The sequence below is a fragment of the Mesorhizobium sp. CA12 genome (assembly GCF_020165255.1).
GTDB lineage: Bacteria > Pseudomonadota > Alphaproteobacteria > Rhizobiales > Rhizobiaceae > Mesorhizobium.
The window spans coordinates 241,360-266,190 of the sequence record NZ_JAIUHT010000003.1; the positions used below are offsets into that span (position 1 = coordinate 241,360).

The 24,831-nt window shown below is 63.6% G+C and carries 19 protein-coding genes; 8 read left to right on the top strand and 11 right to left on the bottom strand.

Annotated elements, in window-relative coordinates; genetic code table 11:
• Positions 1-42 precede the first annotated feature (42 nt).
• From LB520_RS07720 to LB520_RS07745, 6 genes are all read right to left on the bottom strand, one after another.
• Positions 43-3,219 (bottom strand): efflux RND transporter permease subunit, encoded by a 3,177-nt coding sequence (locus LB520_RS07720; RefSeq protein WP_224637047.1) that lies wholly within the window; start codon positions 3,217-3,219, stop codon positions 43-45.
• Between the two features lie 74 nt (positions 3,220-3,293).
• A complete protein-coding gene (locus LB520_RS07725) occupies positions 3,294-4,478 on the bottom strand; it encodes an efflux RND transporter periplasmic adaptor subunit (protein ID WP_224637048.1) in 1,185 nt (394 codons plus the stop codon).
• A gap of 86 nt (positions 4,479-4,564) precedes the next feature.
• On the bottom strand, positions 4,565-4,783 hold the full coding sequence (locus LB520_RS07730) for a hypothetical protein (RefSeq protein ID WP_224627849.1): 219 nt from the start codon (positions 4,781-4,783) through the stop codon (positions 4,565-4,567).
• Positions 4,784-4,845: 62 nt separating this feature from the next.
• Positions 4,846-6,267, bottom strand: coding sequence for a coniferyl aldehyde dehydrogenase (locus LB520_RS07735; protein WP_224637049.1), 1,422 nt, complete (start codon positions 6,265-6,267; stop codon positions 4,846-4,848).
• Positions 6,268-6,390: 123 nt separating this feature from the next.
• On the bottom strand, positions 6,391-7,521 hold the full coding sequence (locus LB520_RS07740) for a patatin-like phospholipase family protein (RefSeq protein ID WP_224637050.1): 1,131 nt from the start codon (positions 7,519-7,521) through the stop codon (positions 6,391-6,393).
• A gap of 490 nt (positions 7,522-8,011) precedes the next feature.
• A complete protein-coding gene (locus LB520_RS07745; RefSeq protein ID WP_224637051.1) occupies positions 8,012-9,112 on the bottom strand; it encodes a citrate synthase/methylcitrate synthase in 1,101 nt (366 codons plus the stop codon).
• Positions 9,113-9,201: 89 nt separating this feature from the next.
• On the opposite strand from LB520_RS07745, the gene LB520_RS07750 reads away from it, so the two are divergent.
• Complete coding sequence (locus tag LB520_RS07750) at positions 9,202-10,347, top strand: citrate synthase family protein (RefSeq protein WP_224637053.1); 1,146 nt, start codon at positions 9,202-9,204, stop codon at positions 10,345-10,347.
• Positions 10,348-10,600: 253 nt separating this feature from the next.
• On the opposite strand, the gene phaR is transcribed toward LB520_RS07750, so the two are convergent.
• Complete coding sequence (gene phaR / locus LB520_RS07755; RefSeq protein ID WP_095767308.1) at positions 10,601-11,194, bottom strand: polyhydroxyalkanoate synthesis repressor PhaR; 594 nt, start codon at positions 11,192-11,194, stop codon at positions 10,601-10,603.
• A gap of 304 nt (positions 11,195-11,498) precedes the next feature.
• Between phaR and LB520_RS07760 the strand changes: the two genes are divergently transcribed.
• The 6 genes from LB520_RS07760 (at position 11,499) to LB520_RS07785 (ending at position 19,588) form a co-directional block, all read left to right on the top strand.
• Positions 11,499-12,686 (top strand): acetyl-CoA C-acetyltransferase, encoded by a 1,188-nt coding sequence (locus tag LB520_RS07760; RefSeq protein WP_095767307.1) that lies wholly within the window; start codon positions 11,499-11,501, stop codon positions 12,684-12,686.
• Positions 12,687-12,805: 119 nt separating this feature from the next.
• Complete coding sequence (locus LB520_RS07765) at positions 12,806-13,528, top strand: beta-ketoacyl-ACP reductase (RefSeq protein WP_224637054.1); 723 nt, start codon at positions 12,806-12,808, stop codon at positions 13,526-13,528.
• A gap of 719 nt (positions 13,529-14,247) precedes the next feature.
• Positions 14,248-17,556, top strand: coding sequence for a helicase-related protein (locus tag LB520_RS07770; protein WP_224637222.1), 3,309 nt, complete (start codon positions 14,248-14,250; stop codon positions 17,554-17,556).
• 151 nt (positions 17,557-17,707) lie between these two features.
• Positions 17,708-18,094, top strand: a complete 387-nt coding sequence (locus tag LB520_RS07775; RefSeq protein ID WP_224602227.1) for an RNA-binding S4 domain-containing protein — start codon at positions 17,708-17,710, stop codon at positions 18,092-18,094.
• A gap of 202 nt (positions 18,095-18,296) precedes the next feature.
• The gene (gene fdxA / locus LB520_RS07780) at positions 18,297-18,635 is read left to right on the top strand and encodes a ferredoxin FdxA (protein ID WP_095767304.1); all 339 of its coding nucleotides are present in this window, start codon (positions 18,297-18,299) and stop codon (positions 18,633-18,635) included.
• 371 nt (positions 18,636-19,006) lie between these two features.
• Positions 19,007-19,588 carry a CarD family transcriptional regulator gene (locus LB520_RS07785; RefSeq protein ID WP_040991750.1) on the top strand — a complete coding sequence of 194 codons (582 nt, stop codon included), beginning with the start codon at positions 19,007-19,009 and terminating at the stop codon, positions 19,586-19,588.
• 265 nt (positions 19,589-19,853) lie between these two features.
• Here the strand turns inward: LB520_RS07785 and LB520_RS07790 are convergent, their stop codons facing one another.
• The 4 genes from LB520_RS07790 to LB520_RS07805 form a co-directional block, all read right to left on the bottom strand.
• The gene (locus LB520_RS07790; RefSeq protein WP_224637056.1) at positions 19,854-21,146 is read right to left on the bottom strand and encodes an ATP-binding protein; all 1,293 of its coding nucleotides are present in this window, start codon (positions 21,144-21,146) and stop codon (positions 19,854-19,856) included.
• An 83-nt stretch (positions 21,147-21,229) separates the two neighbouring features.
• Positions 21,230-22,000, bottom strand: coding sequence for an amino acid ABC transporter ATP-binding protein (locus LB520_RS07795; protein WP_224637058.1), 771 nt, complete (start codon positions 21,998-22,000; stop codon positions 21,230-21,232).
• Positions 21,997-22,677, bottom strand: coding sequence for an ABC transporter permease subunit (locus tag LB520_RS07800; RefSeq protein ID WP_140841602.1), 681 nt, complete (start codon positions 22,675-22,677; stop codon positions 21,997-21,999). The genes LB520_RS07795 and LB520_RS07800 overlap by 4 nt, the downstream gene beginning before the upstream one ends.
• Positions 22,678-22,837: 160 nt before the next feature.
• A complete protein-coding gene (locus LB520_RS07805; protein WP_140544634.1) occupies positions 22,838-23,611 on the bottom strand; it encodes an amino acid ABC transporter substrate-binding protein in 774 nt (257 codons plus the stop codon).
• Positions 23,612-23,914: 303 nt separating this feature from the next.
• On the opposite strand from LB520_RS07805, the gene LB520_RS07810 reads away from it, so the two are divergent.
• On the top strand, positions 23,915-24,778 hold the full coding sequence (locus tag LB520_RS07810; protein WP_095767541.1) for an RNA polymerase factor sigma-32: 864 nt from the start codon (positions 23,915-23,917) through the stop codon (positions 24,776-24,778).
• Positions 24,779-24,831: the final 53 nt, after the last annotated feature.

Sequence of the window (24,831 nt, forward strand, 5' to 3'; positions counted from 1 at the left end):
GTTGTTCCCGGGCGGCTTTTTTCCTTGGGGTTGTGAAACGCTCTATTCCGCGGCTTTCGGGAAGGCCTCCGCCGGCCCCGCGCCCGTCTCGCTGTCCGGCTCGTCGGTCATGACCTTGCCTTTGCCGCGCCGCAACAGGCGGCTGAACCAGCCGCGGCGCTGGTCGGGCTTCACCTTGGCGCGGGTGAACACCATCAGCATCGAGGGCGTCACCACCAGCGTCAGCAGCGTGGCGAAGGACAGGCCGAAGACGATCGCCGAGGACAGCGAGATCCACCATTGCGTCGACGGCGCGTTGATCGTCGTCTCGTGATGAAAGATTTCGAGACCGAGCCCGAAGGCGATCGGCAGCACGCCGAGAATGGCCGACACCGCCGTCAGCACCACCGGACGGGCGCGCTCGCGGCAGGTCTGCAGCACCGCATCCATCTTGTCCCAGCCTTCCTCGCGCAACCGGTCGTAAGTGTCGATGAGCACGATGTTGTTGTTCACCACCACACCGGCCAGCGCGATGACGCCGATGCCCGACATGACGATGCCAAAGGCCTCGCCTGTCAGAAGCAATCCGAGGAACACGCCGATCGTCGCCATGATCACGCAGGACAGGACGAGCCACACGCTGGTGAATTTGTTGAACTGCGCAAGCAGCACCAGGAAGATCAGGAAGATCGCTGCGCCGAAAGCCTTGCCGAGGAAGGCGCTGGCTTCCGCGCTGTCCTCGTTTGAGCCGGCGAGCTTCCAGCGGATGCCGCTGCCGAGATCCATATCGCTGACGGCCTTGGTCACCTGCTCCTGCACCGCCGCGACCTGCGCGCCGGCGCTGACATTGGCCTGCACGACCACGGTGCGCGCGCCGTCGATGCGGTTCAGGATGCCGACGGTCGGCTCCGGCTTGCGCACGACGAAGTTCGAGATCGGCACCGACCCTTGCGAGGTCTGCACCCTGAGCTCGTCGAGCGTCGACAGCGTGCGCCGGTCCTCGGGCAGGCGGAGCCGAATGTCGACCGCGTCGTCGGCGCCGGCCGGCCGGTATTCCGACAGCTTGAGGCCGTTGGTCACCAGCTGCACCACCGTGCCGACCGAAGTCGGGCTGATGCCGTATTGCGCCGCCTTGGCGCGGTCGACCTCGATCGCCCAATCGACGCCGGGCGGCGGCAGGCCGTCCGAAATGTCGATGACATTGGGGATCTTGGCGATGCGTGCCGCGACCGCGCGCGCCTTATCGTCGAGCCCGGCCGGGTCGACGGCCGAAAGCCTGATCTGGATCGGCTTGCCGGTCGGCGGGCCGGCTTCCGGCACGCGCACTTCGACATCGACGCCGGGAATGCCGGCCATCACGCCGCGCAGGTCGTCGAGGATCTGGTTGGCAGACTTGCGCTCGCGCCAATCGACGAACTCGTACTGGATGACGCCGACCACGTCTTCCGGAATGTCCTGGCCGCCGCCTTGCGTCTTGCCGACGCGGGTATAGACCGACTTCACGCCGGGCCAGCCGAGCAGACGGTTCTCCGCCGTCTTCGTCGCGGCGTCCATTTCGGCCAGCGAAAGATTGCCGCGGGCATGCACATAGAGCAGGCCGTAATCCGGCTCGACGCTGGGGAAGAACTCGACGCCGGCGCCATATTTCGAATAGGCGAAGCCGACGCCGACCAGAAGTCCGACGGTGAGCAGGATCACCGTGATCGGGAAGCGCACCGCCTGCTTGACCACCGCCATGTACCAGCCGTCGCGGTTGCCTTCCTCGTGATGTTCCGGCGCCTTGGCGAAGATCGCGCCCAAAGTCGGCGCGAAGACCAGCGCGTAGAGCATCGAGGCCGACAGTGTCACGATCAGCGTGATCGGCATATATTTCATGAAGTCGCCGATGATGCCCGGCCAGAACAGCAGCGGCGAGAAGGCGGCGATGCGTGTCATCGTCGCCGCGATGACCGGGCCGGCCATGCGCTTGGCTGCCAGCGCGAAGGCATCCGCCTTCGGCATGCCCTCGCTCATGCGCCGTTCCGCGAATTCGGTGACGATGATGGCGTCATCCACCAGCATGCCGACGGCCAGGATCAGGCTGAACAGCACGATCATGTTGATCGTGTAGCCCATCATGGCAAGCAGCAGGATGCCCATCAGGAACGATGACGGGATGGCAAGCCCGATGAGCAGCGAGGCCCGCCCCGACAGCGCATAAAGGATGACGATGAACACCAGGATGACGGCGATCATCACATGGTTCTGCAGGTCGCCCAGCAGCTGGTTGACGAAGACCGACTTGTCCTGCGTGTAGGTGACATGCATGCCCTGGGGCATGGTCTTGATAAAGGTATCGGACACTTCCCTGACGTGGTTCAACGTGTCGATCAGGTTGGCGCCTATGCGCTTCTTGACTTCGATGGCGATCGCAGGCTTGCCGTTGAGGCGAGTGACCGTCTCGGCGTCCTTGAAGGTCGAGCGTATGGTCGCGATGTCCTTGGCCTGGACCACGGCGTTCGGCGTGGCGACCACCGGCAGGTTGGCGACGTCCTCGGGCGTCTCGATCAGCGACGGCACCTTGACCGCGTATTTGCCTTCCGAGCCTTCGAGATTGCCGGCCGCGACCAGGCTGTTGGAGGAGGCGACGCCCTGGATCACCTGGTCGAGCTGCAGTCCGTAGGAGGAAAGCTTCACCGGATCGACGACCACCTCGACAAGGTCGTCGCGAGCGCCCTGCAGCGAGCCTTCGAGCACGCCGGGCACCTCCTCGATGCGGTCGCGCAGCTCGCGCGCGGCCGACGTCAGCACGCGCTCCGGCACATCGCCGGAAAGTGTGACGACCAGAACCGGGAATTCCGAGACGTTGACCTCGTTGACGGTCGGCTCTTCCGCCGCCTGCGGCAGGTCGGCCTTGGCGTCCTGCACCTTGCTGCGCGTATCCTGCAGCGCCGTCGCGAGATCCGTCTGCGGCTGGAATTCGACCAGCACATAGCCGCCGCCCTGGAAGGCGGCTGAGCGCATCTCCTTGAGCCCCTTGAGACTCTTGAGCTTGCTTTCCATCGGCCTGAGCAGCAGGCGCTCGGAATCCTCCGGCGAGATGCCCTGATAGATCAGGCTGACATACATCATCGGAATCGGAACGTCGGGCTCTGCTTCCTTCGGCGTGGACTGGTAGGCGACCCAGCCCGCGACGACCAGGAACAGCAGCGCCGATATGGTGAGGCGAGCGTTGTTGATGGCGAGTCTGACGATATCCATGACTTCGGCCTGTTATGCTTCGGGGGCCGCGGACTGCCATCGCCGGATTGGCCCGGCGACGGACGCGTCCTGCTTTACTGCGTGCCGGCGGTGGCTTCGCCGATCAGCTTGTTGATGGTCGCCTGGTCGGCCTCGACGGGCTTCACCAGGTCGCCTTCCTTCACCAGCTCCTGGCCGGCGACGATGATGCGCGCATCTTGCGGAATACCGCCCAGCACCAGGCCGTGCGGCGTGTCGTCGACCAGGTCGATCGGAAAGAACGCCACCTTGTCGTCCTTGCCGACGGCGCGAATGCCGAGGTCGCCCTTGTCGCCCAGCGTCACCACCGAACGCGGCAGCATGACCGCGTTGGTCGGCTCGGCGCTGAGCTCGATCTCGGCCGTCATGCCGGCGGGGATGGAGCCGTCGGGATTGGGTATCGCCACCTCGACGCGGAAGGTGCGGGTCTGCGCCGAGGCATCGCGGCTGATGTAGCGCACGGTGCCGGTGACCTTCTGGTCGTTGACGAGGCGGACATCGGCCTCGTCGCCGATCTTGACGTAGCGCAGGTCGCGCTCGCTGATCTCGCCCCGGGCGATGACCGGATCGAGCTTCAGGACTGTCGCCACCTCGCCGCCCTGCATCACCGAGCTGCCGAGCTCCACCGGGATGCGGTCGATGACGCCGTCGAACGGCGCCTTGACCTCGTTGCGGTCGAGCTCCGCCTGCGCGGTGTCGAGCTGCGATTGCGCCAGCGTCAGGTTGGAGCGGGCGGTATCGAGCTGCAGCTTCGGCAGATTGCCTGTCTTGGCCAGCCGCTCGGCAGCATCGAGCTCGGCTTTGCGCTGCGCCAGCAATTGCTTGGCATTGTCGACGTTGGAGATCTTCTCCTCGGCCGCGAGCATCAGCACGAGGTCGCCGGTCTTGACCCGATCGCCCTGCTTGACCGGCAACTTCTCGATGACGCCGGCGACGCGCGTCGCCAGCACGGCCCGCTTGTCGGCCTCGGTCAGGCCGGAGATGCGGATGGCGCGCGCATAGGTCTTGCGCGGCGGCGTCACCACGGCGACCGTGCGCAACGCGGCCTTGGGCTCGGCTTGCGCGGCGTCCGGCTTGGTGGCCCCCGGCTGAGCGGGCTTGCCGGCGTCGGCGTGCTTGTCGGTGGCGACCGACTTGTCGGCGGCGCTACCGACGGACGAAAACTCACCCGTGCCCATCCAGGCCGCGAATCCGATGAGCACGACAATGGCAGCAAGCTTGTGAAACCTGATTTTCGGCATCGTCATTTTTTCCGTTGCAGGACCTGGCGAGGTCGGCGCTTCCGACTTCGGGCGCGCGGCCGATATGGGTGTGCGCGGGGCCTAGTTCAATTTGCCGTGATCGGCGAAGCGCAGCTTCTACCTGAAAGTTGCGGCGCAATATAGTCGGAAAAGTTGCGGTAGCATTGCGAAGTGGAACGTGGTTCCTCGACAAATCCAAGCTTTTCTGCCAGACGGCTGCGCTTTTTTCCGGCGCGCCGATAGTTTTCCACGGCTTCCCTAACGTTACTGGCAACAGCCGTCAGGATGATGCGGAAAGCTCCCATATGAAGCGCCGATCATCCGCGTTGACCGCGGTCCCATCCCCGCCATTCCCGGACTGAAGCTGTCAAGTGATGAGCTTCAGCAGCCGAAAAAGACGCTCGAATGTCTTGCCATAGGGCGGGCGCAGCAGGCCGCCGGCGCTGAGCTTCGACTGGATGAAGATCGGCTTTTCCTTGCTGAAGGTGCGAAAACCCCACTCGCCGTGATAGGCGCCCATGCCGCTGTCGCCGACGCCGCCGAAGGGCTGCCGCTCCTGCGCCAGATGCATCATGCAGTCATTGACCGTGACGCCGCCGGCCACGGTTTCGCGCATGACCCTGCGGCGATTGGCGCTGTCGCTGCCGAACCAGTAAAGCGCCAGTGGACGCTCGCCCCGGTTCACATGATCGATAGCCTCGTCCACGCTGCCATATTCGACGATCGGCAGCACCGGTCCGAAAATCTCCTCGCGCATCAGCCGCAGAGTCTCGCCGGCATTGCGCACCAGCACCGGCGCCATCTTGCGGTCGCTGATGCCGAGCTTCTCGTTGGCCGGGTTGATCTCGGTAATGTCGGCGCCGCTGTCGCGCGCCTCGGCGATCATGTCGCTCAGCCGCCGGTGATGCCGCTCGCTGACGATCGCCGTATAGTCGGGATTGTCGCCGAGGCGCGGATAGAGCTTTGCGATTGCCGCCGCGAACTTGGCCGCGACCGCCGCGCCCTGGCCTTGCGGGACCATCAGATAGTCGGGCGCGATGCAGGTCTGGCCGGCATTGAGCAATTTGCCGTAGGCAACGCTGGCGACCGCCGCATCGAGATCGCAGGAGGGATCGAAGATTGCCGGCGACTTGCCGCCGAGCTCGAGCGTCACCGGCGTCAGATTGGCCGCGGCGGCCAGTGCCACCTGGCGGCCGACGGCGGTCGAGCCAGTGAACAGGAGGTGGTCGAACGGCAAGGACACGAACGCCTTGCCGACCTCCGCGTCGCCGACCGCCACGCTGACCTCGTCGGCGGCGAAATATTTTTCGACCAGGCTGGCGAGCAGGTCCGAAAATTTCGGCGTCAGCTCCGAAGGCTTGATCAGCACGCGGTTGCCGGCGGCCAGAGCGGCGGTCGCCGGCGCGATGGCGAGCTGGAAAGGATAGTTCCATGGCGAGACGATGCCGACGACGCCGAGCGGCTGCGGCAAGAGGCGGTTGCGGCCGGGCAGGAAGGGCAGGCTGGTGGCGACGCGGCGCTCGCGCATCCAGGCGCCGAGATGCGACAGCGCATGCCTGATGCCGGCGCGCACGACGAACAGTTCGGCAAGCCGCGTCTCCTGAGCCGAGCGGGCGGAAAAATCGCTGTCGATCGCCGCGCAGATCTCGGCCTCGTGCTTTTCAGTGAGCGCCAGCAGGCGCTTCAGCCGATCCTTGCGCACGTCCAGCGTCGGGAACGGCTCCTTCTCGAAGGCCCTGCACTGCGCTTCAAACCTGACCCCGAGAGCGTTTTGTCTGGTTTGCAGCATCGCGACCTCCCCTTTACGTTCAGGTAAGCTATATCGCCCCGACAACCGAATCCAGCATTGCCCCGGTTCCGCTGGGGAAGATGCTGACAGCCGGAGCGGACTTGCTGACAGGTATGGAAGACATCAGGCCCGCCGCCGCGCGGATTCCGGCTTGATGTGCGCTGCCAGGAACTCCTTGACGCGACGCCCGGGTGCCGGGCCGCGCAGTGGCTTGAAGCCGTCGTCTAGCTCGCCTGAAAGATCGAGCGTGGCGTTCTGGCCGACGGCGTCGTAGTTCTCTTCCAGCCAGTCGCTGGCGGCACTGCGGCCGAGGTCGCGCAGATAGGCGATGAAAGCCCATTCGGCGTTGACCTTGGACGACGCGGAGAGGTCCTTGAAAGCCTCGTCGGCATCGATGCGGTGCATGCGGATGTCGCGATATTCGCCATGCGGCAGGCGTCCGGCCGCGATCAACTCCTTGACGAAGGCGATCGAGCGGAATTCGCGCAGCAGCCCGGCATTGAAGGTGATCTCGTCGATGCGGTTCTGGATCTCATTGGCGCTCTTCGGCGTGCCTTCGCGCACCACCGGATTGATCTGCACCAGAAGCACGTCCTCGGTCGCCGCCGTCTTGAAAAACGGATAAAGCGCCGGATTGCCGCCATAGCCGCCGTCCCAATAGGGCACGCCTTTGATCTCGACGGCGCGGAACAATTGCGGCAGGCAGGCCGAAGCCATCACTGTGTCGAGGTCGATCTCGCCGTCGGAGAAGACGCGCAGTTGTCCGGTTTCGACATTGGTCGCCGAGATGAACAGCTCAATCGACTTGCAGGCGCGCACATTGTCGAAGTCGATCTCCTTCGCCACCACATCGCGCAGCGGGTTGAGGCCGAGCGGATTGGCGACATAGGGCGAGAACACCCGCGACATCGTGTCGAAGAAGACATAGCCGGGCGTGTTCTCGATCGACCAATTGCCCCAGACCACGTCCCACGGCATGCGCTGCACCGGGCTGAAACGGCCCTTCGAGGCCACCGCCCGCCAGAAGTCCTCGAGCTTCTTGCGCGCGCCTTCCACGCCGCCCCGGACAAAGCCGTCGGCCAGCGCCACCGCGTTCATGGCGCCGGCACTGGTGCCGGACACCGCCGCGATCTCCAGCCGCCCGTCCTCCAGCAGCTGGTCGAGCACGCCCCAGGAAAAGGCGCCATGCGAACCGCCGCCCTGGAGGGCGATGTTGATCTTCTTCTTTTCCTCCGCCTTGCCGTTCTTCGCCATGGCGTTCCTTGTCTCGATGCGCCGGCCTACCGCTGCCTCATTTTGCACGGAGACGGCGCAGTCAGCCTATGTTGCAGCGCAGCATATAAGGGCGAACCAAGGCAAGAACACGAACACACAAGCGTGATCATGGGATTTTCCTCGCCCCACGAAGTGGGCTACGGCATGCTGTGACTGGCGCGACTGATCAGGGGAAGCTTGATTGCCAGGTGGTTCCCCCAATCCGTCGCTGCTTCGCAGCGCCACCTTTCCCCCTCCGGAGGGAAAGGAAGGAGCGTTGCTGGACGAGCATTGACGGCAAAAAGCTTGGCGCCTTCCTCTACCCCGTCGATCGGGGGAGAGGTGGCTCGGCGCAGCCGAGACGGAGTGGGGGTCGACCAGCGCTGCATAAGACAATGGATGCGCCAAGCTGCCATGCACGCTATCGCCAAAGACCAGCCGCTTGGAAATGGGTGGATGCCGTAGACGAGGTTGGGCGAGGAACTACCTCTCAAGCCACCAGGTCGGGCACTGGCCCGACATAACGCGACTGCGGCCGGATGAGCCGCCCGGTCGCCTGCTGCTCGCGCGCGTGCGCAATCCAGCCGGCAACGCGGCCGGCGGCGAACACGTTGGAGAAGGCCTCCTTCGGGAAGCCGACCGCTTCCAGGAGGAGCGCGGTGTAGAATTCGACATTGGTCTGGATCGAGCGCTGCGGCTTGGCGATGCTGAGCACCTCGAGCGCCGCCTGCTCCACGGTTTCGGCGAAGGCCAACCTGCTACCCATCTCCTTGCTGCTCGTCTTGTTGCGCGAACCGAGTTGCCGCACGACCGTCTTCAGCGCGTCGGCTCGCGGGTCGCGCACGCGGTAGATGCGATGGCCGAAACCCATGATGCGCTGGCCATGGGCGATCTCGTTGCGCAGCCATGCCGTGGCGTCGCCGCTGGCCTCGATGGCGTCCAGCATCTCGATCACCGGCCCCGGCGCGCCGCCATGCAGCGGACCTTTCAGCGCGCCGAGCCCGGCCAGGATCGCCGAGGTCAGTCCGGCCTGGGTCGAGGCTACCACGCGGGTCGCGAAGGTCGAGGCGTTGAGCCCGTGGTCGCAGACCGTCACCAGATAGCTGTCGAGCGCCTTGGCAAGCGCCGGCGAGGCGGAGCCGGAGAGCATGCGCAACATGTCGCCGGCATGATCGGCCTTTTCGTCGGGAGCAATAGGCGTCTTACCCCGGCCAAGGCGCAGCAAGGCCGGCGTCAGCACCGCAGGCGCCGCGACCAGCCGCAGCGCATCGGCAAGCCTGTCGCCGTCCGGCAGGACGGCCATGCCGGCGCGCATGCCGCTGTAGACGTCGAGCGGCGCAAGCTGGGCAAGCATCGGCTGGACGCGATCGAACACTTCTACCCGAGCCTTGCCGATCGCCTCCTCCAGTTCGGCATCGCTCGGAAGGTCGTCGAAGAAGCCGTCGAACAGCAGACGCACCACCTGCGCGTAGCGCCGGCGGCCGGCCAGTTCCATCAGCGAATGGCCTCGGATGGTGAGGTACCCACCCGCACCATCGACATCGGAAAGCACCGTGTCTGCCGCCACAACATCATCGAGCCCATTTGCCATGATCGTCTCCTTGACCTTTGGTGCATGACAATTAATGCTGCGCAATCAATGCATCAATCTTGATCAAGATAATCAATGTAAGGCGGCAAATGACGGAATGGCTGACCCGGGATGAGGCGCTGGAGCGGCTCAACGTCCGGCCGCAGACGCTTTATGCCTATGTCAGCCGCGGCCGCATCGGCATGAAGCCGGACGAGGCAGACCCGCGCCGCAGCCGGTACCGCGCCGACGACATCGCCGCGCTCGCCACGCGCCGCGACCGCGGAAGGAGCCCGCAGGCAATCGCCGAAAGCGCCATCGCCTGGGGCGAGCCGGCGATTCCCACTTCGATCTCGACGGTGCTGCATGGTCGTCTCATCTATCGGGGCAGGGACGCGGTGGAGCTTTCGGCGACGGCGACGCTCGAGGAGACCGCCGGACTGCTGTGGGCTTCCGCCCGTCCGGTATCGTTCGCCTCGCTGACCCCTTCGGCCGCCCGGCAAAGCGGCACGCCCACCGCCTTCGCCAGGCTTTCGGCGCTCGCCGCCGGAGGCTGGTCCTCGCTCGGACGCAGGCCGGCGATGCTGCAGCAGGATGGCGCCGCCGCGACCAGCGCACTGGCAACCGCGCTCGGCGCGTCGCCGGGCTCCGAACCTGTGCATATCAGGCTGGCGCAGGGCTGGTCGGTGGAAGCCGCCGGCGCCGATCTCATCCGCAAGGCGCTGGTGCTTTTGGCCGACCATGAGCTCAACGCCTCGACCTTCGCCGCCCGGGTCGCGGCCTCCACCGGCGCGCCGGTCGCCGCCTGCCTGCTCGCAGGCCTTGCGACGCTGACCGGCCCGCGCCATGGCGGCGCCGGCGCGGCGGCGATCACGCTTGTCGAGGATGCCGGGCGGCTGGGTCCGGACGAGGCGATTGCACGCTGGCTCGCTCATGACCGGCCGCTGCCAAGCTTCGGCCACCCGCTCTACCCGGAAGGCGATCCGCGCGCGCAAGCACTGCTGCCCGACCTGGAGATCGATGACGGGATCGTCCATCTTCGCGACGCCGTGCTCGCCGCGACCGGGCTGCATCCGAACATCGATTTTGCGCTGGCCGCGATGACGCGCAGCCTCAGCCTGCCGGCCGATGCGCCGTTCCGCCTGTTCGCGCTCGGCCGCAGCGTCGGTTGGACGGCCCATGCCGTCGAACAGGTGACCAGCAACAGGCCGATCAGGCCCCGCGCCCGTTACGACGGGCCAATTAGCGCGGGATGATGACTTGCAGATTAGCCGGAACGCGTTTGAGGTCGTCATTCTAGGGCGGAGCAAGGAGCGAAGCGACGCGCGCAGACCCTAGAATCCATTCCGTGACGCTAAGGCGTTGCAACGTATACAGAATTCTGCACCGCTGCGCCCTACGGCGTCGGTCACGGAATGGATCCTCGGGTCAAGCCCGAGGATGACGAAGGGATGGGCCTTTGCGCCAATCTCCAGCGTTCGCGACCGCCGCCAAACGGCGGCACACCCGTCAGGACATCGTGTCCAGCTTGCGCTGCATCGCCGCAATCTGCGCCTTCAATTCCTGCAGATCGTCGCCCTTCTCTTCCTTCTTCGCGGGCTCGGCGGCCGGCGCTGAATTGCCGCCGGCGGGCGGGAACGGCGTGAACATGCGCATGGCGTTCTGGAACATCTCGACATTGCGTCGCGTCTGTTCCTCGAGCGCCTTGATCGGCGTCTTCATCATGTCGATCGGCGTTTTCCCGAAGGTACCCTTGAGCTGCTCGCGAAACCGCTCCTGCTCCTTGGAGAAGGCGATCATCGATTGTTCGAGGAAGCTCGGCACGATCATCTGCATCTGATCGCCGTAGAAGGAGATGAGTTGGCGCAGGAACGGGATCGGCAGCATGTTCTGCCCGTCCTTGTTCTCCAGCTCGAAGATGATCTGCGTCAGCACCGGGTGCGTGATGTCGTCGCCGGTCTTTGCGTCCTGGACCGTGAACTCCTCACCCTTCTTGACCATCTCGGCCAAGTCCTCGAGCGTCACATAGGTGCTCGTGCCGGTATTGTAGAGCCGGCGATTGGCATACTTCTTGATGACGATCGGGTCGTCTTTTGCGGCCATCCGTATCCTCCCCAGGACACCGGCACCTCTAGGAGTAAGCGGCCGGTAACGATTGCGCCCTTTATCGAGGATACGCGCAAAAGCCTCACAATTCCAAGCGGTTTGTGCACTGCGGCATCAATTAATGCTGCAGGGCATGACAAAATTCGCCGCGCGGTCAACGTCATGTTGCCACAACCGGCGCGCGCTCTGCTTGCCGCGCATGGCGGCCATGCCCATTTCCGGTTTGACTCGGCTGCCTGAACCGGCAAGAAAGTCTTCAAGGATAGCCTAGAACACGACACCTCGAAGTCTGGAGAAGAAAATGTCCGCTTCCAATTCCATCGTCGTCGCCAGCGCCGCTCGCACCGCGGTCGGATCCTTCAACGGCAGTTTCGCCGCCACGCCGGCGCATGAACTCGGCGCCGTAGTCATCAGGGAATTGCTGGCGCGCGCGAACGTCGAGGCGGCGGAAGTCGACGAGGTCATCCTCGGCCAGGTGCTGACCGCTGCGCAAGGACAGAACCCGGCTCGCCAGGCCTCGATCAATGCCGGCCTGCCGAAGGAGACCACGGCCTGGGGCCTCAATCAGGTTTGCGGCTCGGGCCTGCGCGCCATTGCGCTCGGCATGCAGCAGATCGCCACCGGCGACGCCAAGGTGATCGTTGCCGGAGGCCAGGAATCGATGTCGATGTCGCCGCATGCCGAGCACCTGCGCGCCGGCGTCAAGATGGGCGACTACAAGATGATCGACACCATGATCAAGGACGGCCTGTGGGATGCCTTCAATGGCTACCATATGGGCAACACCGCCGAGAACGTCGCCCGCCAGTTCCAGATCACCCGCGAAACCCAGGACGAGTTCGCGCTCGCCTCGCAGAACAAGGCGGAGGCTGCGCAGAAGGCCGGCAAGTTCAAGGACGAGATCGTCGCCTTCACCATCAAGGGCAAGAAGGGCGACACAACAGTCGACCAGGACGAGTACATCCGGCACGGCGCGACGCTCGACGCCATGACCAAGCTGAAGCCTGCTTTCGACAAGGACGGCACGGTCACCGCCGCCAACGCGTCGGGCATCAATGACGGCGCCGCCGGCGCGCTGCTGATGACCGAGGCCGAGGCCGTGCGGCGCGGCATCACCCCGCTGGTGCGCATCGCCTCCTGGGCGACCGCCGGCGTCGATCCGGCAATCATGGGCACGGGGCCTATTCCCGCTTCGAAGCGGGCGCTGGAGAAGGCCGGCTGGTCGGTCAAGGACCTCGACCTCGTCGAGGCCAACGAGGCGTTCGCCGCGCAGGCCTGCGCCGTCAACAAGGGCATGGGCTGGGATCCCTCGATCGTCAACGTCAACGGCGGCGCCATCGCCATCGGCCATCCGATCGGCGCTTCGGGCGCCCGCGTCTTCAACACGCTGGTCTACGAGATGCGTCGCCGCGGCGCCAAGAAGGGCCTTGCCACGCTGTGCATCGGCGGCGGCATGGGCGTTGCAATGTGCGTGGAAGCGCTGAACTGAGCGAATAGCGAATAGGGAGTAGCGAATAGGGAAAACGGCGTCGGCGCAGCAGGCTTCAATCCCCTACTCGCTATTCGCTACTCCCTATTCGCTCCTCCGATCAACAGGGAGGAGCACACATGACCAAAGTAGCAATCGTCACGGGCGGAACACGCGGCATCGGCGCGGCGATATCGGTCGCCTTGAAGACCGCCGGCTATTCGGTCGCGGCGAACTATGCCGGCAATGACGAGGCGGCCCAGAAATTCAAGGCCGAGACTGGTATCCCCGTCTACAAATGGTCGGTCGCCGACTACGAGGCCTGCGCCGCAGGCATCAAGCAGGTGGAGGCCGATCTCGGCCCGGTCTCCGTGCTGGTCAACAATGCCGGCATTACTCGCGACACCATGTTCCACAAGATGACGCCCGCACAGTGGAAGGAAGTGATCGACACCAACCTGTCCGGCGTCTTCAACATGACGCATCCTTTGTGGAGCGGCATGCGCGACCGCAAGTTCGGCCGCGTCATCACCATTTCCTCGATCAACGGCCAGAAGGGTCAGATGGGCCAGGTCAATTATTCGGCCTCGAAAGCCGGCGATATCGGCTTCACCAAGGCGCTGGCTCAAGAGGGGGCTCGCGCCGGCATCACAGTCAATGTCGTCTGCCCCGGCTACATCGCCACCGACATGGTCATGGCCGTGCCGGAAAAAGTACGGGAGTCGATCATCGCTCAGATCCCGGTCGGTCGCCTCGGCGAGCCGGAAGAGATCGCGCGCTGCGTCGCCTTCCTGGCTTCCGATGAGGCCGGCTTCATCACCGGCTCGACCATCACCGCCAATGGCGGTCAGTATTTCGCCTGACACCCCAGTAGGTCGCCCGACACCATTTACCGCCAAAGGCGGCTCCGGCACCGAAGCCGCCTTTTTTGTTCGCCGGCACGCCGGCGCGACACCTTGCCTCAATTCGGCACGCAAAAGTTAACGGCCGCAGCCACGCTCTGTGCATAACCGCTGCGACAAGCTGTGAATCCTCGGTGGGCAAGCTGTGGATAACACCATATCTAGGGGTGAACAAACCGGGAAAACCGTCGGATCACTGATTCGTCGCCGATTCGTTCCGGCTTTGGCCGGAAAGTTAACAGTGGACGGTGCAAACGTCACCGAACTCATTAAAGGCGATTAAGAAAAATCAACAATTTCATACCGTTGAAGTCTGCGCTCAGGTCGGATCTGACCATTGCCCGGCAAAGGTTAACGACGACCCGGGTCCGGCCGAGGCCAAGCAGGAATCGGGCCAGTTCAGCGATTCAGCATGTGGTGAGACTTACCGTCAAAAAATCCACATATAGCCGTGAACAAAACCTGAATCAGAACGAGTCACCGATTCGTCGCTGATTCGTTCCAGACTCGTTCCAGCTGTTAACAAGCGGCCGATTTTGGCTGCTCCCTCCGGCATAGCCAGTTCGCGAGGGAACATTCCGCTTTCGCTTCACGCCCGAAGTCCCTATGTGTCGCCTGTCACACGCGGCGGCAGCGCCGTGCTTCAGACTACGGGCGGCAGAAACCTTATTTCCGAGCCGATGAACATCCAGCCGAAACACTCCCACCCGCTGATCCTTTCGGGCCGCGACGTGACGGCCGTGCTGGGCCCGACCAACACCGGCAAGACGCATCTCGCCATCGAGCGCATGGTCGCGCATGAAACCGGTGTCATCGGCCTACCGCTGAGGCTGCTCGCCCGCGAAGTCTATGCGCGCGTCTGCGAGAAGGTCGGCGCCCATAAGGTGGCGCTGATCACCGGCGAGGAGAAGATCGTGCCTGCCGGCGCGAAATATTCGGTCTGCACCGTCGAGGCGATGCCGCGCGAGACCGACGCCGCCTTCGTCGCCATCGACGAGGTGCAGCTCGCCGGCGATCTCGAGCGCGGCCATATCTTCACCGATCGCATCCTGCATCTGCGCGGCCGCCAGGAGACGCTGCTCCTGGGCGCGGCCACCATGCATGGCATCCTGCAGCGCCTGTTGAAGGGCGTGTCGGTGGTGACGCGGCCGCGGCTGTCGCACCTTGCCTATGCCGGCTCGAAGAAGCTCACCCGGTTGCCGCGGCGCACGGCGATCGTCGCCTTCTCGGCCGACGAGGTCTATGCGATCGCCGAGCTGATCCGCCGCCAGCAGGGGGGAGCTGCCGTCGTGCTCGGCGCTCTTTCCCCGCGCACCCGAAACGCTCAAGTGGAGATATTCCAGTCCGGCGATGTCGACTATCTCGTCGCCACCGACGCCATCGGCATGGGCCTGAACCTCGACCTCGATCACGTCGCCTTCGCTCAGAACCGCAAGTTCGACGGCTATCAATACCGCAACCTGACCGCCGCCGAGCTTGGCCAGATCGCCGGCCGCGCCGGCCGGCACCTGCGCGACGGAACGTTCGGCGTCACCGGCCAGGTCGACCCGTTCGACGAGGAACTGGTTGCCAAGATCGAGGGACACGATTTCGATCCGGTGAAGGTGCTGCAGTGGCGCACCGCCGATTTCGACTTTTCCAGCCTCGATGCGCTGAAGCGCTCGATTGAGGCCAATGCGCCGGTCGAAGGCTTGACCCGCGCGCTGCCGACCGTCGACGCGCAGGCGCTGGAACAGCTGTCGCGCGACGGCGACATCCGCGATTTGGCCACCGGCAAGGAGCGCGTGGCGCTGCTTTGGGAAGCCTGCGCGCTCCCCGACTATCGCAAGATCGCGCCGGCACAGCATGCCGATCTTATCGCCTCGATCTATATGGACCTTGCGCGTCACGGCCATGTCGATGAGAATTACATGGCCGAGCAGGTGCGGCGCGCCGACACGACGGAAGGCGATATCGACACGCTGTCGCACCGGATCGCGCAGATCCGCACCTGGACTTTCGTCTCCAACCGCCCCGGCTGGCTGGCCGATCAGCTACACTGGCAGGAAAAGACGCGCGAAATCGAAGACAGATTGTCGGATGCGCTGCATGAGCGGTTGACGAAACGCTTCGTAGACCGCAGGACTTCCGTCCTCATGCGGCGCCTTAGAGAAAATACCATGCCTGAAGCCGAAATCAGCCCGTCCGGAACCGTCCTCGTCGAAGGCCATCACGTCGGCGAGTTGCAGGGGTTCCGCTTCACCGCCGACCAGAGCGCCGGCGGCGAGGACGCCAAGGCGGTGCGCACCGCCGCCCAGAAGGCGCTCGCGGCCGAGTTCGAGGCGCGCGCCGAGCGCTTTGCCGCCTGCGCCAATGGCGACCTGGCTTTGGGCTCGGACGGCGTCCTGCGCTGGATCGGCGCGCCGATCGGCACGCTGGTCGCCGCCGACGAGGCGCTGAAACCGCGCCTGGTTCTGCTTGCCGACGAGCAGCTGACCGGCCCCGCCCGCGACAAGGTCGCGGCGCGCGCCGAGCGTTTCGTCAATTTCCAGATCGAAACGCTTTTGAAGCCGCTGGTCGACCTGAAGAATGCCGACCAGCTCGCCGGCATCGCCCGCGGCATCGCCTTCCAGCTGGTCGAGCATTTCGGCCTGATCAATCGCCGCGACATCGCGGAGGAGATGAAGTCGCTCGACCAGGAAGGCCGCGCAGCGCTTCGCCGCCTCGGCGTCCGCTTCGGCGCCTACCATGTCTTCGTGCCGGCGCTGATCAAGCCGGCGCCGGCTGGCCTGGTGACGTTGCTGTGGGCGCTGAAGAACGACGGCAAGGACAAGCCCGGCTTCGGCGATGTGGTGCATGCGCTGGCTTCCGGCCGCACTTCGGTCGTCATCGACCCGGCCTTCGACAAGACCTTCTACAAGCTCGCCGGCTACCGCAATCTCGGCCGTCGCGCCGTGCGCGTCGATATCCTCGAGCGGCTTGCCGACCTCATCCGCCCGGCGACCAACTGGAAGCCCGGCCTCGGCCAGCGTCCAGACGGCGCCTATGACGGCCACGCCTTCATGGTGACGCCACCGATGATGTCGATCCTCGGCGCCACGGCCGACGACATGGAGGAGATCCTGAAAGGTCTCGGCTATCGCTCGGAGGCCAAGCCGGCTGCCGAGGTTAAGGCGAAGCTCGACGCGCTGGACGACGCCGCCCGCGAAGCGGCCGCGGCCAAGCTCGCCGCGGATAATGCCGCGCGCGCCGCGCGGGAGGCAGAGGCACAAGCTGCGGCAACTGATACGGTCGCGGAGGTAACCGTCGAGGGCTCGGAGCCGGCTGCCGCCGAAGCTCCGGCCGAAGCCGTCGCGGAAGTGGCGGTGGAACCTGCCACGGCAGAGCCGGCAGAAGCTCCGGCCGCGGTTACGGAAGAGGCCGCCGCTATGGAAGACGCCGCAGCGGTGGACATTGCGGCAGCGCCCGAGCCGGCCGAAAGCGCCGACGCTCTTACCTCGCCCCACCACCAGGTGGAGGGTACTGCCGGCGGCGAGGCGCCAGCCGAAGCCGAGGAACCAAAACCTGTGCTCCTGTGGCGCCAGGCGCGTTTCGACCATCAGCGTCCGCGCCATCGCCACGACAACCGTCGCGACAATCGCCCGCGCGGCGCCCAGCCCGCACGCGAGGCAGGCGCCGCAAGCGGTCAGCCCGGCGATCGGCCCGCCCAGGAAGGCCGCCGCGAGCAGCGCGAAGGCGCCGGCAAGCCGCGCTTCGACCGCTCGAAGTTCAAGCCGAGGCCCGAGACGGGCGACCGGCGTGAGGGCGCTGAACGGCGCGAAGGCAAGCCGCAAGGCGAACGCCGCGAAGGCCGGCCGGACTGGAAGGGCGGCAGGCAGGACGGCAAGGGCAACGCCCCGGGCGGCAAGCCAGCCTTCCAGGGCAAGCCGCGCGAGGAACGCCCGCAGCGCTTCGATCCGGATTCGCCCTTCGCCAAGCTCGCCGCCTTGCGCGACCAACTGAAGAAATAGGTTCGAGCATGATCCCGAAAAGTGGGACCCGGTTTTCGGGCGAGATCATGCTCCATCAAAGAACCAGCATGATCTCGAACCGAAGGACCGCGTCAGCGAAAAGTGGGAACCGGTTTTCGGATAAGATCATGCTCCACCAAAGCTAGCCGCGATGGTTGGAGAAGGCCGCCAGCGCATCGACAAATGGCTGTTCTTCTCGCGCGCGGTGAAGTCGCGGTCCTTGGCGGCAAAGGTCGTCGTCGCGGGACGCGTCCGCATCAATCGCGACAAAGCAGCGCAGGCGTCGGATCTGGTCAAGCCCGGCGACGTGCTCACCATCATGCTCGAGCGCCGTATCCTCGTCTGGAAGGTGCTGAACTGTGGCGCCAGGCGCGGCCCGGCCGACGAGGCGCGGCTGCTTTACGAGGACATGTCGCCGGCGCCGACACCCAAAGGCGAGGCGGTTCCGGACGCCGTTCCAGCCTTGCGCGAGGCCGGCAGCGGCCGCCCGACCAAACGCGAGCGGCGGCAGACCGACCGGCTGCTCGGCGACGACTGAGATATAGCCGGGCCGCGGCACGGCTGCAGCAATTCCAGGAAAACTGCGCAACGGTTGGGCTGGAGGACTTGGCCGAAGCTTTCCGGCTGGAATTCCATTCCGCGACACCGGCTGCGCCTGCAATCCCTGCCCTTGCATGCGGCGGGCAAAGGCGTTACCTCAGCCGAAAAGCCCAGCAAAATGGGACGTTCCGGAGCCTGCAATGACCTATGTCGTGACCGACAATTGCATCAAATGCAAATATATGGACTGCATCGAGGTCTGTCCGGTCGACTGTTTCTACGAGGGCGAGAACATGCTCGTCATCCATCCTGACGAGTGCATCGACTGCGGCGTCTGCGAGCCCGAATGCCCGGCCGACGCGATCAAGCCGGACACCGAGGGCGGCCTCGACAAATGGTTGCAGATCAATTCCGAATACGCCGAGAAGTGGCCCAATATCACCGCCAAGAAGGAGCCGCCGGCGGACGCCAAGACCTTCGACGGCGAGACCGGTAAGTTCGAGAAATATTTCTCGGCGGAGCCCGGCGAAGGCGATTGATATAGCGGCCGGGAACACCGGCATGACGCGGCGTAACCGGACCGATACAATTGCTGTCTTGACGGGCAGCGCTGCCGCTTGGCGTTAGCGAATGCAGCAAAACCTTGATTCTTCCGACTTTTTGTGTTACATCAACGAAACATGCCGGTGACACAACGTCGATTTATGGCGCTAACGCCCCAAATCACTGAAAGGTGAGCTTTTAGATCCGGACCAGAGCGATCTGGGGCAGGCGGTCGCATTCGTGCGATATGCCGGCCCTTGGCTTTCCGGTGGGTTCATCCTGTGCGCGGCTAACGGTCGGCTTTGCCGACCTCGTGGGTTCGAGTCGGCATGATGCCGGCTGCACAACTTAAGGAGTTCAGGGCGTAATGGCAACGATCACCCCGCAGAAGAAGTCCAACGCGGCTCGCCACGGGTTCAAGACCGGCGAATTCATCGTCTATCCGGCGCATGGCGTCGGCCAGATCGTGGCGATCGACGAGCAGGAAGTTGCGGGTCACAAGCTGGAACTGTTCGTCATCGATTTCCAGAAGGACAAGATGCGGCTGAAGGTGCCGGTCGCCAAGGCGACCTCGATCGGCATGCGCAAGCTGTCGGAAGAGGATTATGTCGACCGCGCGCTGAAGGTCGTGCAGGGCCGCGCCCGCATCAAGCGCACCATGTGGTCGCGCCGCGCCCAGGAATATGACGCTAAGATCAACTCGGGCGACCTGATCTCGATCTCGGAAGTTGTGCGCGACCTCTACCGCGCCGACAACCAGCCGGAGCAGTCCTATTCCGAGCGCCAGCTCTACGAAGCCGCGCTCGACCGCATGGCCCGCGAGATCGCCGCGGTGAACCGCATGTCGGAGACCGAGGCGGTGCGCCTCATCGAGGTCAACCTCAACAAGGGTCCGAAGCGCGGCGCCAAGGCCGACAACGAGGAAGCCGAGCAGGAAGAAGCTGCCTGAGCTTTTTCGCTTTTGAGTTTACGAAGAACCCGGCCTCGCGCCGGGTTTTTTGTTTTTGAGCCCTCTACCCTTCCCTATGGGGGTTATTCCAACAAGCCCAGATGAATAAACCCACTACAGGTTCCTGTAGTTGACTCGCCCCTCTACAAGCGGGCGTTCGCCCATCCGGCTTGGGCAAATCGCCCGACCCAGCGGATGCTACCATCTAATGGAGCGTAATGGACCTTAATGGAAGCTAATGGAGGCTAATGGAACTCTGATTAACCTAGCCCTCGAATCGAGCACCTTTCGCAACATCACTCTTAGCCCTAGCGGCCCGAATAGCGTTTATCCAAGCGGCAAATGAGTTGGTAGGCAGGCGGTATAAGCCGCGCTGAGACTCGTCTTGAATAATCACCTCTTTCATTTTCAAGGCCCTTAACGCATTCGTTACATTGGCCTCCGATACGCCCGATTCTTTGATAATGGTTTTTCGAGATACCCAGCCATCGCCATGATCAGCCATCGTATCTAGGACCCGTCGATATTCCTCGGACGACACGCGAGCGTGGTACATGTCGTTGAAGAATTTGTCGCCCAACTGCGTCAGCGCACCTCCTTCCTTAAACGCGCCGTTGCCAACATCCTCGTCATCGATAATGTTGTCCGTATCCTGCTGGAAGGCCGAATATGCAAACTGCTGGATGAAATGAGGGTATCCCTCAGAGAGTTCCGCGAGAAAATCGACCGCCTCGTCTGTGATCTTTGTCGCTATAGAATTCTTTTTGTTGGCTTCCTCAATGCCGTTGCGGACGACGCGCTTACGTTCCTCCATCTCCAGCGGCTCCAGGAGCATTGTATGGAATAGACGAGGTGACGACTCGTGGCTCTCTCTCAGCTTTCCGAGGAGAGTTGGTAGGCCCGCCAATCCGAAAATCACCCTTTCGCAACTGCGCCATTTCAGGCGCTCCGAAATCATCTTGAGGTATGAGCCCAGCGCCGCCTCTACAGGCGGCCTATCCGCCTCATCTATGAGGAACAATATGCCATCGATATCCGACTCAGCGGCATCGCAAAATACAGCAATGTTCTCTACGAATTGCTCGACGATCTCTTCCATGTCGAAAGCGATAGAGTCTTTATTGTAGCTTACTCCGAGCACTTCCCAATTGGTTATCCAATCCCAAAATGCCTTCGCCTTTTCTTTAATTACTTGCCTGGAGGCGATCTCCTTCCTTAGACCTCGAGCAATCTTTCTGACGACATCTATTTGAGTGGAGCATCCACCAAGGTCTACTGAGACGGAGAGAAACCGAAACGGCTCCGCCGCAGTCGCAGGAGGCAACATGCCATTCGCAAGCATTTTCACTATGAACAGCAGTGACGATTTCCCAATGCCTCGCTCGCCTTGAGCGATAAAGTGCAGGGGGTTACCGTGTTTAGCTTGGAAAAGGCATCTCTCGATCGTATCTAGTTCGTCTATCCGACCGACAAACATGCCCGTATGGATAATATCGTTGGGTCGAAACGGATTGTACTTGAGGTCCTTAATTTCCGCCATTTGGGTGCGCCCGTTCACGTGTCACTTTTTCTCTAATTCACGCACGGGTAACTTCGCAACCTTCTTCAAGACGCTTTTGAAGCGCTCCTCAGGTAAAGAGCTCAGCTGCCGGCTTCCTTCTGCGCCTCCTCTTGCCTGAGCGAGGCGATGAAGCGCTTGGTTCGCTCGCGCTCCGGATTGTCGAACACGACCGAAGCCGGGCCTTTCTCGACGATCGAGCCGGCGTCCAGAAACACCACCTCCTGCGCGATCTTGGAGGCGAGCCTGAGATCATGCGTGGCCATCACCATGGTCGTGCCTTCGCGTGCGAGCTGTCCGAGCACGTCGACCACCTCCTGCGCCAGTTCCGGATCGAGCGCAGAGGTAGGCTCGTCGCAGAGCAGCACGCGCGGCGACGGCGCCAGCGCCCGGGCGATCGCCACGCGCTGCTGCTGGCCGCCGGACAGCGTCGCCGGCCAGTCATCGGCCTTGTGAGCCATGCCGACCTTTTCGAGCAGCGCCATCGCCCGCTCGCGCGCCCTCGGCTCAGGCCATTTCAGCACCGTCACCAGCCCTTCCATGACATTCTCGATCGCTGTGCGATGCGGGAAGAGCTGGAAATTCTGAAACACCATGCCGGTCTGCAGGCGGATGCGCTGAATATCCTTGGCCGGCACCTTGCCGCCCGGATGGAACGCAAGCGTCTCGTCGCCGATGCGCAGGGAACCGGACGTCGGGATTTCCAACAGGTTGATGCAGCGCAAGAGCGTGCTTTTGCCGCCGCCGGAAGGGCCGACCAGCGCAGTCACGCTGCCCTCGTCGAGGGTGACGGTCACGCCCTTCAGCACCAGATTGTCGCCGAAGCGCTTTTCGATGTTGCTGAGGCCGATCATGCGTTGGCCTCCAGGAACCCGCCATAGCGGTTGAGCCGCACTTCCAGCCGCGCCTGCAGCGCCGACAGCACCGAGCTCAACGCGAGATAGAGCGCGGCCGCTTCGACATAGAGGATCAGCGGCTCATAGGTGGTCGCGACGATGCGCTGCGCGGCCTGAAACATCTCGGGCACCGTGATTGCCGCCGCGAGCGAGGTGTCCTTGACCAGCGAGATGAAGGTGTTGGAAAGCGGCGGCACGGCAACGCGGCCCGCCTGTGGCAGGATGGTGCGCCGCATCGCCTGGCTCCAGGTCATGCCGATCGAATAGGAAGCTTCCCACTGCCCCTTCGGCACCGAGCCGATGACGGCCCGGATGATCTCAGACGTATAGGCGCCGATGTTGAGCGTGAAGCCTATCAGAGCGGCGGGAAAGGCATCGAGCAGAATGCCGACCGACGGCAGGCCGTAGAAGATCAGGAACAACTGAACGAGCAGCGGCGTGCCGCGAAAAATCCAGACATAGAAGCGCACCATCGCGACCAGCGGCTTCGGGCCGAACAGCCGGATCAGCGCCGTCACCAGTCCGGCGATGAGCCCAAGCGCGAAGGACAGGAGCGTCAGCGGCACGGTGAAGATCAGCGCCGCCCACAACAGCGTCGGCAACGATTCCAGCATCAATTGCAGCCAGTGCGGCACGAAGCGCTTCTCCCTTCCAGATACGGCGGCGCGTCCCCCGTATGGACCGACTATCATGCAAAAACCGGCGGGCCGTCAAAGACGACCCCGATGAATGCCGTGCAAAAACAGCGGGCCGTCGAAGACGGCCCGCCGGTATCCGAGCAAGGAGACGATTGCCTTACTTCGAAACGTCCTGGCCGAAATACTTGTCGGCGATCTTCTGGTAGGTGCCGTCGGCCTTGATGTCGGCCAGCGCCTTGTTGATGGCCGCGACCAGCTCCGGATCGCCCTTGCGCACGATGACGCCGGAATAATCGGCATTCTCTTCCTGCGCCGCGATCTTCACATTGGCGTCCGGCTTGTGCTTCTTGAAATCGAGGAAGGACAGGCTGTCATTGATCGTGGCGTCGGCGCGGCCGGTGAGCAGAAGCTGGATCGACTGGTCGAACCCGTCGGTGCCGACGAGCTCGGCGCCGTTCTTCTCGGCGAGCTTGCCGAAATTGGAGGTCAGCGACTGCGCCGACTTCTTGCCCTTGAGATCGGCGAAGGTCTTGATGTCGGTGTTGTCGCCGCGCACGATCAGCACCGCCTTCGAGGCGATGTAGGGATCGGAGAAATCATACTTGGCCTTGCGCGCATCGGTGATGCCGACCTCGTTGATGACGGCGTCGTAGCGGTTGGCGTCGAGGCCGGCGATCAGGCCGTCCCACTTGCCTTCGAGGAATTGAACCTTGACGCCGAGCTTGTCGCCGATGGCCTTGGCGATCTCGACGTCGAAGCCGACCAGCGCGTTGGATTCGTCGTGATAGGTGAAGGGCGCATAGGTGCCTTCAGTGCCTACCTTGAGCACCCCGGCCTGCTTGATCTGGTCGAGATTGGCGCCGGCATAGCCGGCGGTGATCGCCAGAACCTGCAGCGTTCCGGCGATAAGAAGCGGTTTGAGCCATTTCATTTTTCTGTGATCCCGTTTTGACCGGTGTCCCGGCGCGATTGTGCGAGCCGGAAACTGGCAGATAGAAGGCAGCAAAATAAGGAACCAGATTTCAAAAATCGGCTCTGCCAGAAATCTGATTCTCTAAACCGCCGAGAATTCGCCAGAAGGCCTTCCCGGTAGATAACAGAACGTTTCCGCCGGCACCATCTGCCCCCTCGGGCGGCGGAACCATCCATGCGCCTGACACGTTGCATGGCTGTTGTAGGGCGCGGCGGCATCTTTTCAACCGCCATACGCGCAATCGTCGCAAAAGGAGCCGGCATGATCGAAGACGCGGCAGGACGGACATTGGTCCGGGCGGCAATGAAGGCTCCATACCTCGAGCGCGACGAGGAGCATGTCCTTGCGCTTCGTTGGAAGGAAGAGAACGACCAGCACGCGCTGCACAGGATCACTGTCGCTCATATGCGCCTTGTGATCTCCATGGCCTCGAAATTCCGCCATTACGGCCTGCCGCTCGGCGATCTGATTCAGGAGGGCCATGTCGGCCTGCTCGAGGCGGCCGCCCGTTTCGAACCCGCGCGCGAAGTACGCTTCTCAACCTATGCCACCTGGTGGATCCGCGCCTCGATGCAGGATTACATCCTGCGCAACTGGTCGATCGTACGCGGCGGCACCAGTTCCGCGCAGAAGGCGCTGTTCTTCAATCTCAGGCGTCTGCGCGCGCGCCTCGCCAACGGCGCCGAGCCGCTCTCCAATGCCTCGCTCTACCGCGAGGTCTCGGCGGCGCTGGGCGTGCCGGAGGCCGACGTGGCGATGATGGATTCGCGCCTGTCTTCCCCCGATAGCTCGCTCAACGCGCCTTTGGCGGACGAGAACGGCGCTGCCGAGCGGATGGATTTCCTGGTCTCCGAAGACCCGCTTCCCGACGAGATCGTCGGCGAGAGGATCGACGTCCAGCGCCGCGCTATCTGGCTGCGGAGCGCGCTCGGCGCGCTCAATGCCCGGGAGCTCCGCATCATCGAGGAGCGCAGGCTGAGCGATGACGGCGCCACGCTGGAATCGCTTGGCGAGCAGCTCGGCATCTCCAAGGAGCGCGTCCGCCAGATCGAGGCGCGCGCCATGGAAAAGCTGAAGCTGGCGCTGGTGAAGCAAAATCCTGAATTCCTGGCGGAAGCCGCCTGAAGCTAGTCCGGGCCAAGCTCAAAGATTAAGAACTTTATTGATAAGAGCACGCC

Excerpts from the sequence above, each read along its gene's own strand:
- LB520_RS07720 (WP_224637047.1), bottom strand. The coding sequence starts at position 3,219 with ATGGATATCGTCAGACTCGCCATCAACAACGCTCGCCTCACCATATCG.
- LB520_RS07725 (WP_224637048.1), bottom strand. The coding sequence starts at position 4,478 with ATGCCGAAAATCAGGTTTCACAAGCTTGCTGCCATTGTCGTGCTCATC.
- LB520_RS07730 (WP_224627849.1), bottom strand. The coding sequence starts at position 4,783 with ATGGGAGCTTTCCGCATCATCCTGACGGCTGTTGCCAGTAACGTTAGG.
- LB520_RS07735 (WP_224637049.1), bottom strand. The coding sequence starts at position 6,267 with ATGCTGCAAACCAGACAAAACGCTCTCGGGGTCAGGTTTGAAGCGCAG.
- LB520_RS07740 (WP_224637050.1), bottom strand. The coding sequence starts at position 7,521 with ATGGCGAAGAACGGCAAGGCGGAGGAAAAGAAGAAGATCAACATCGCC.
- LB520_RS07745 (WP_224637051.1), bottom strand. The coding sequence starts at position 9,112 with ATGGCAAATGGGCTCGATGATGTTGTGGCGGCAGACACGGTGCTTTCC.
- LB520_RS07750 (WP_224637053.1), top strand. The coding sequence starts at position 9,202 with ATGACGGAATGGCTGACCCGGGATGAGGCGCTGGAGCGGCTCAACGTC.
- phaR (WP_095767308.1), bottom strand. The coding sequence starts at position 11,194 with ATGGCCGCAAAAGACGACCCGATCGTCATCAAGAAGTATGCCAATCGC.
- LB520_RS07760 (WP_095767307.1), top strand. The coding sequence starts at position 11,499 with ATGTCCGCTTCCAATTCCATCGTCGTCGCCAGCGCCGCTCGCACCGCG.
- LB520_RS07765 (WP_224637054.1), top strand. The coding sequence starts at position 12,806 with ATGACCAAAGTAGCAATCGTCACGGGCGGAACACGCGGCATCGGCGCG.
- LB520_RS07770 (WP_224637222.1), top strand. The coding sequence starts at position 14,248 with ATGAACATCCAGCCGAAACACTCCCACCCGCTGATCCTTTCGGGCCGC.
- LB520_RS07775 (WP_224602227.1), top strand. The coding sequence starts at position 17,708 with ATGGTTGGAGAAGGCCGCCAGCGCATCGACAAATGGCTGTTCTTCTCG.
- fdxA (WP_095767304.1), top strand. The coding sequence starts at position 18,297 with ATGACCTATGTCGTGACCGACAATTGCATCAAATGCAAATATATGGAC.
- LB520_RS07785 (WP_040991750.1), top strand. The coding sequence starts at position 19,007 with ATGGCAACGATCACCCCGCAGAAGAAGTCCAACGCGGCTCGCCACGGG.
- LB520_RS07795 (WP_224637058.1), bottom strand. The coding sequence starts at position 22,000 with ATGATCGGCCTCAGCAACATCGAAAAGCGCTTCGGCGACAATCTGGTG.
- LB520_RS07805 (WP_140544634.1), bottom strand. The coding sequence starts at position 23,611 with ATGAAATGGCTCAAACCGCTTCTTATCGCCGGAACGCTGCAGGTTCTG.
- LB520_RS07810 (WP_095767541.1), top strand. The coding sequence starts at position 23,915 with ATGATCGAAGACGCGGCAGGACGGACATTGGTCCGGGCGGCAATGAAG.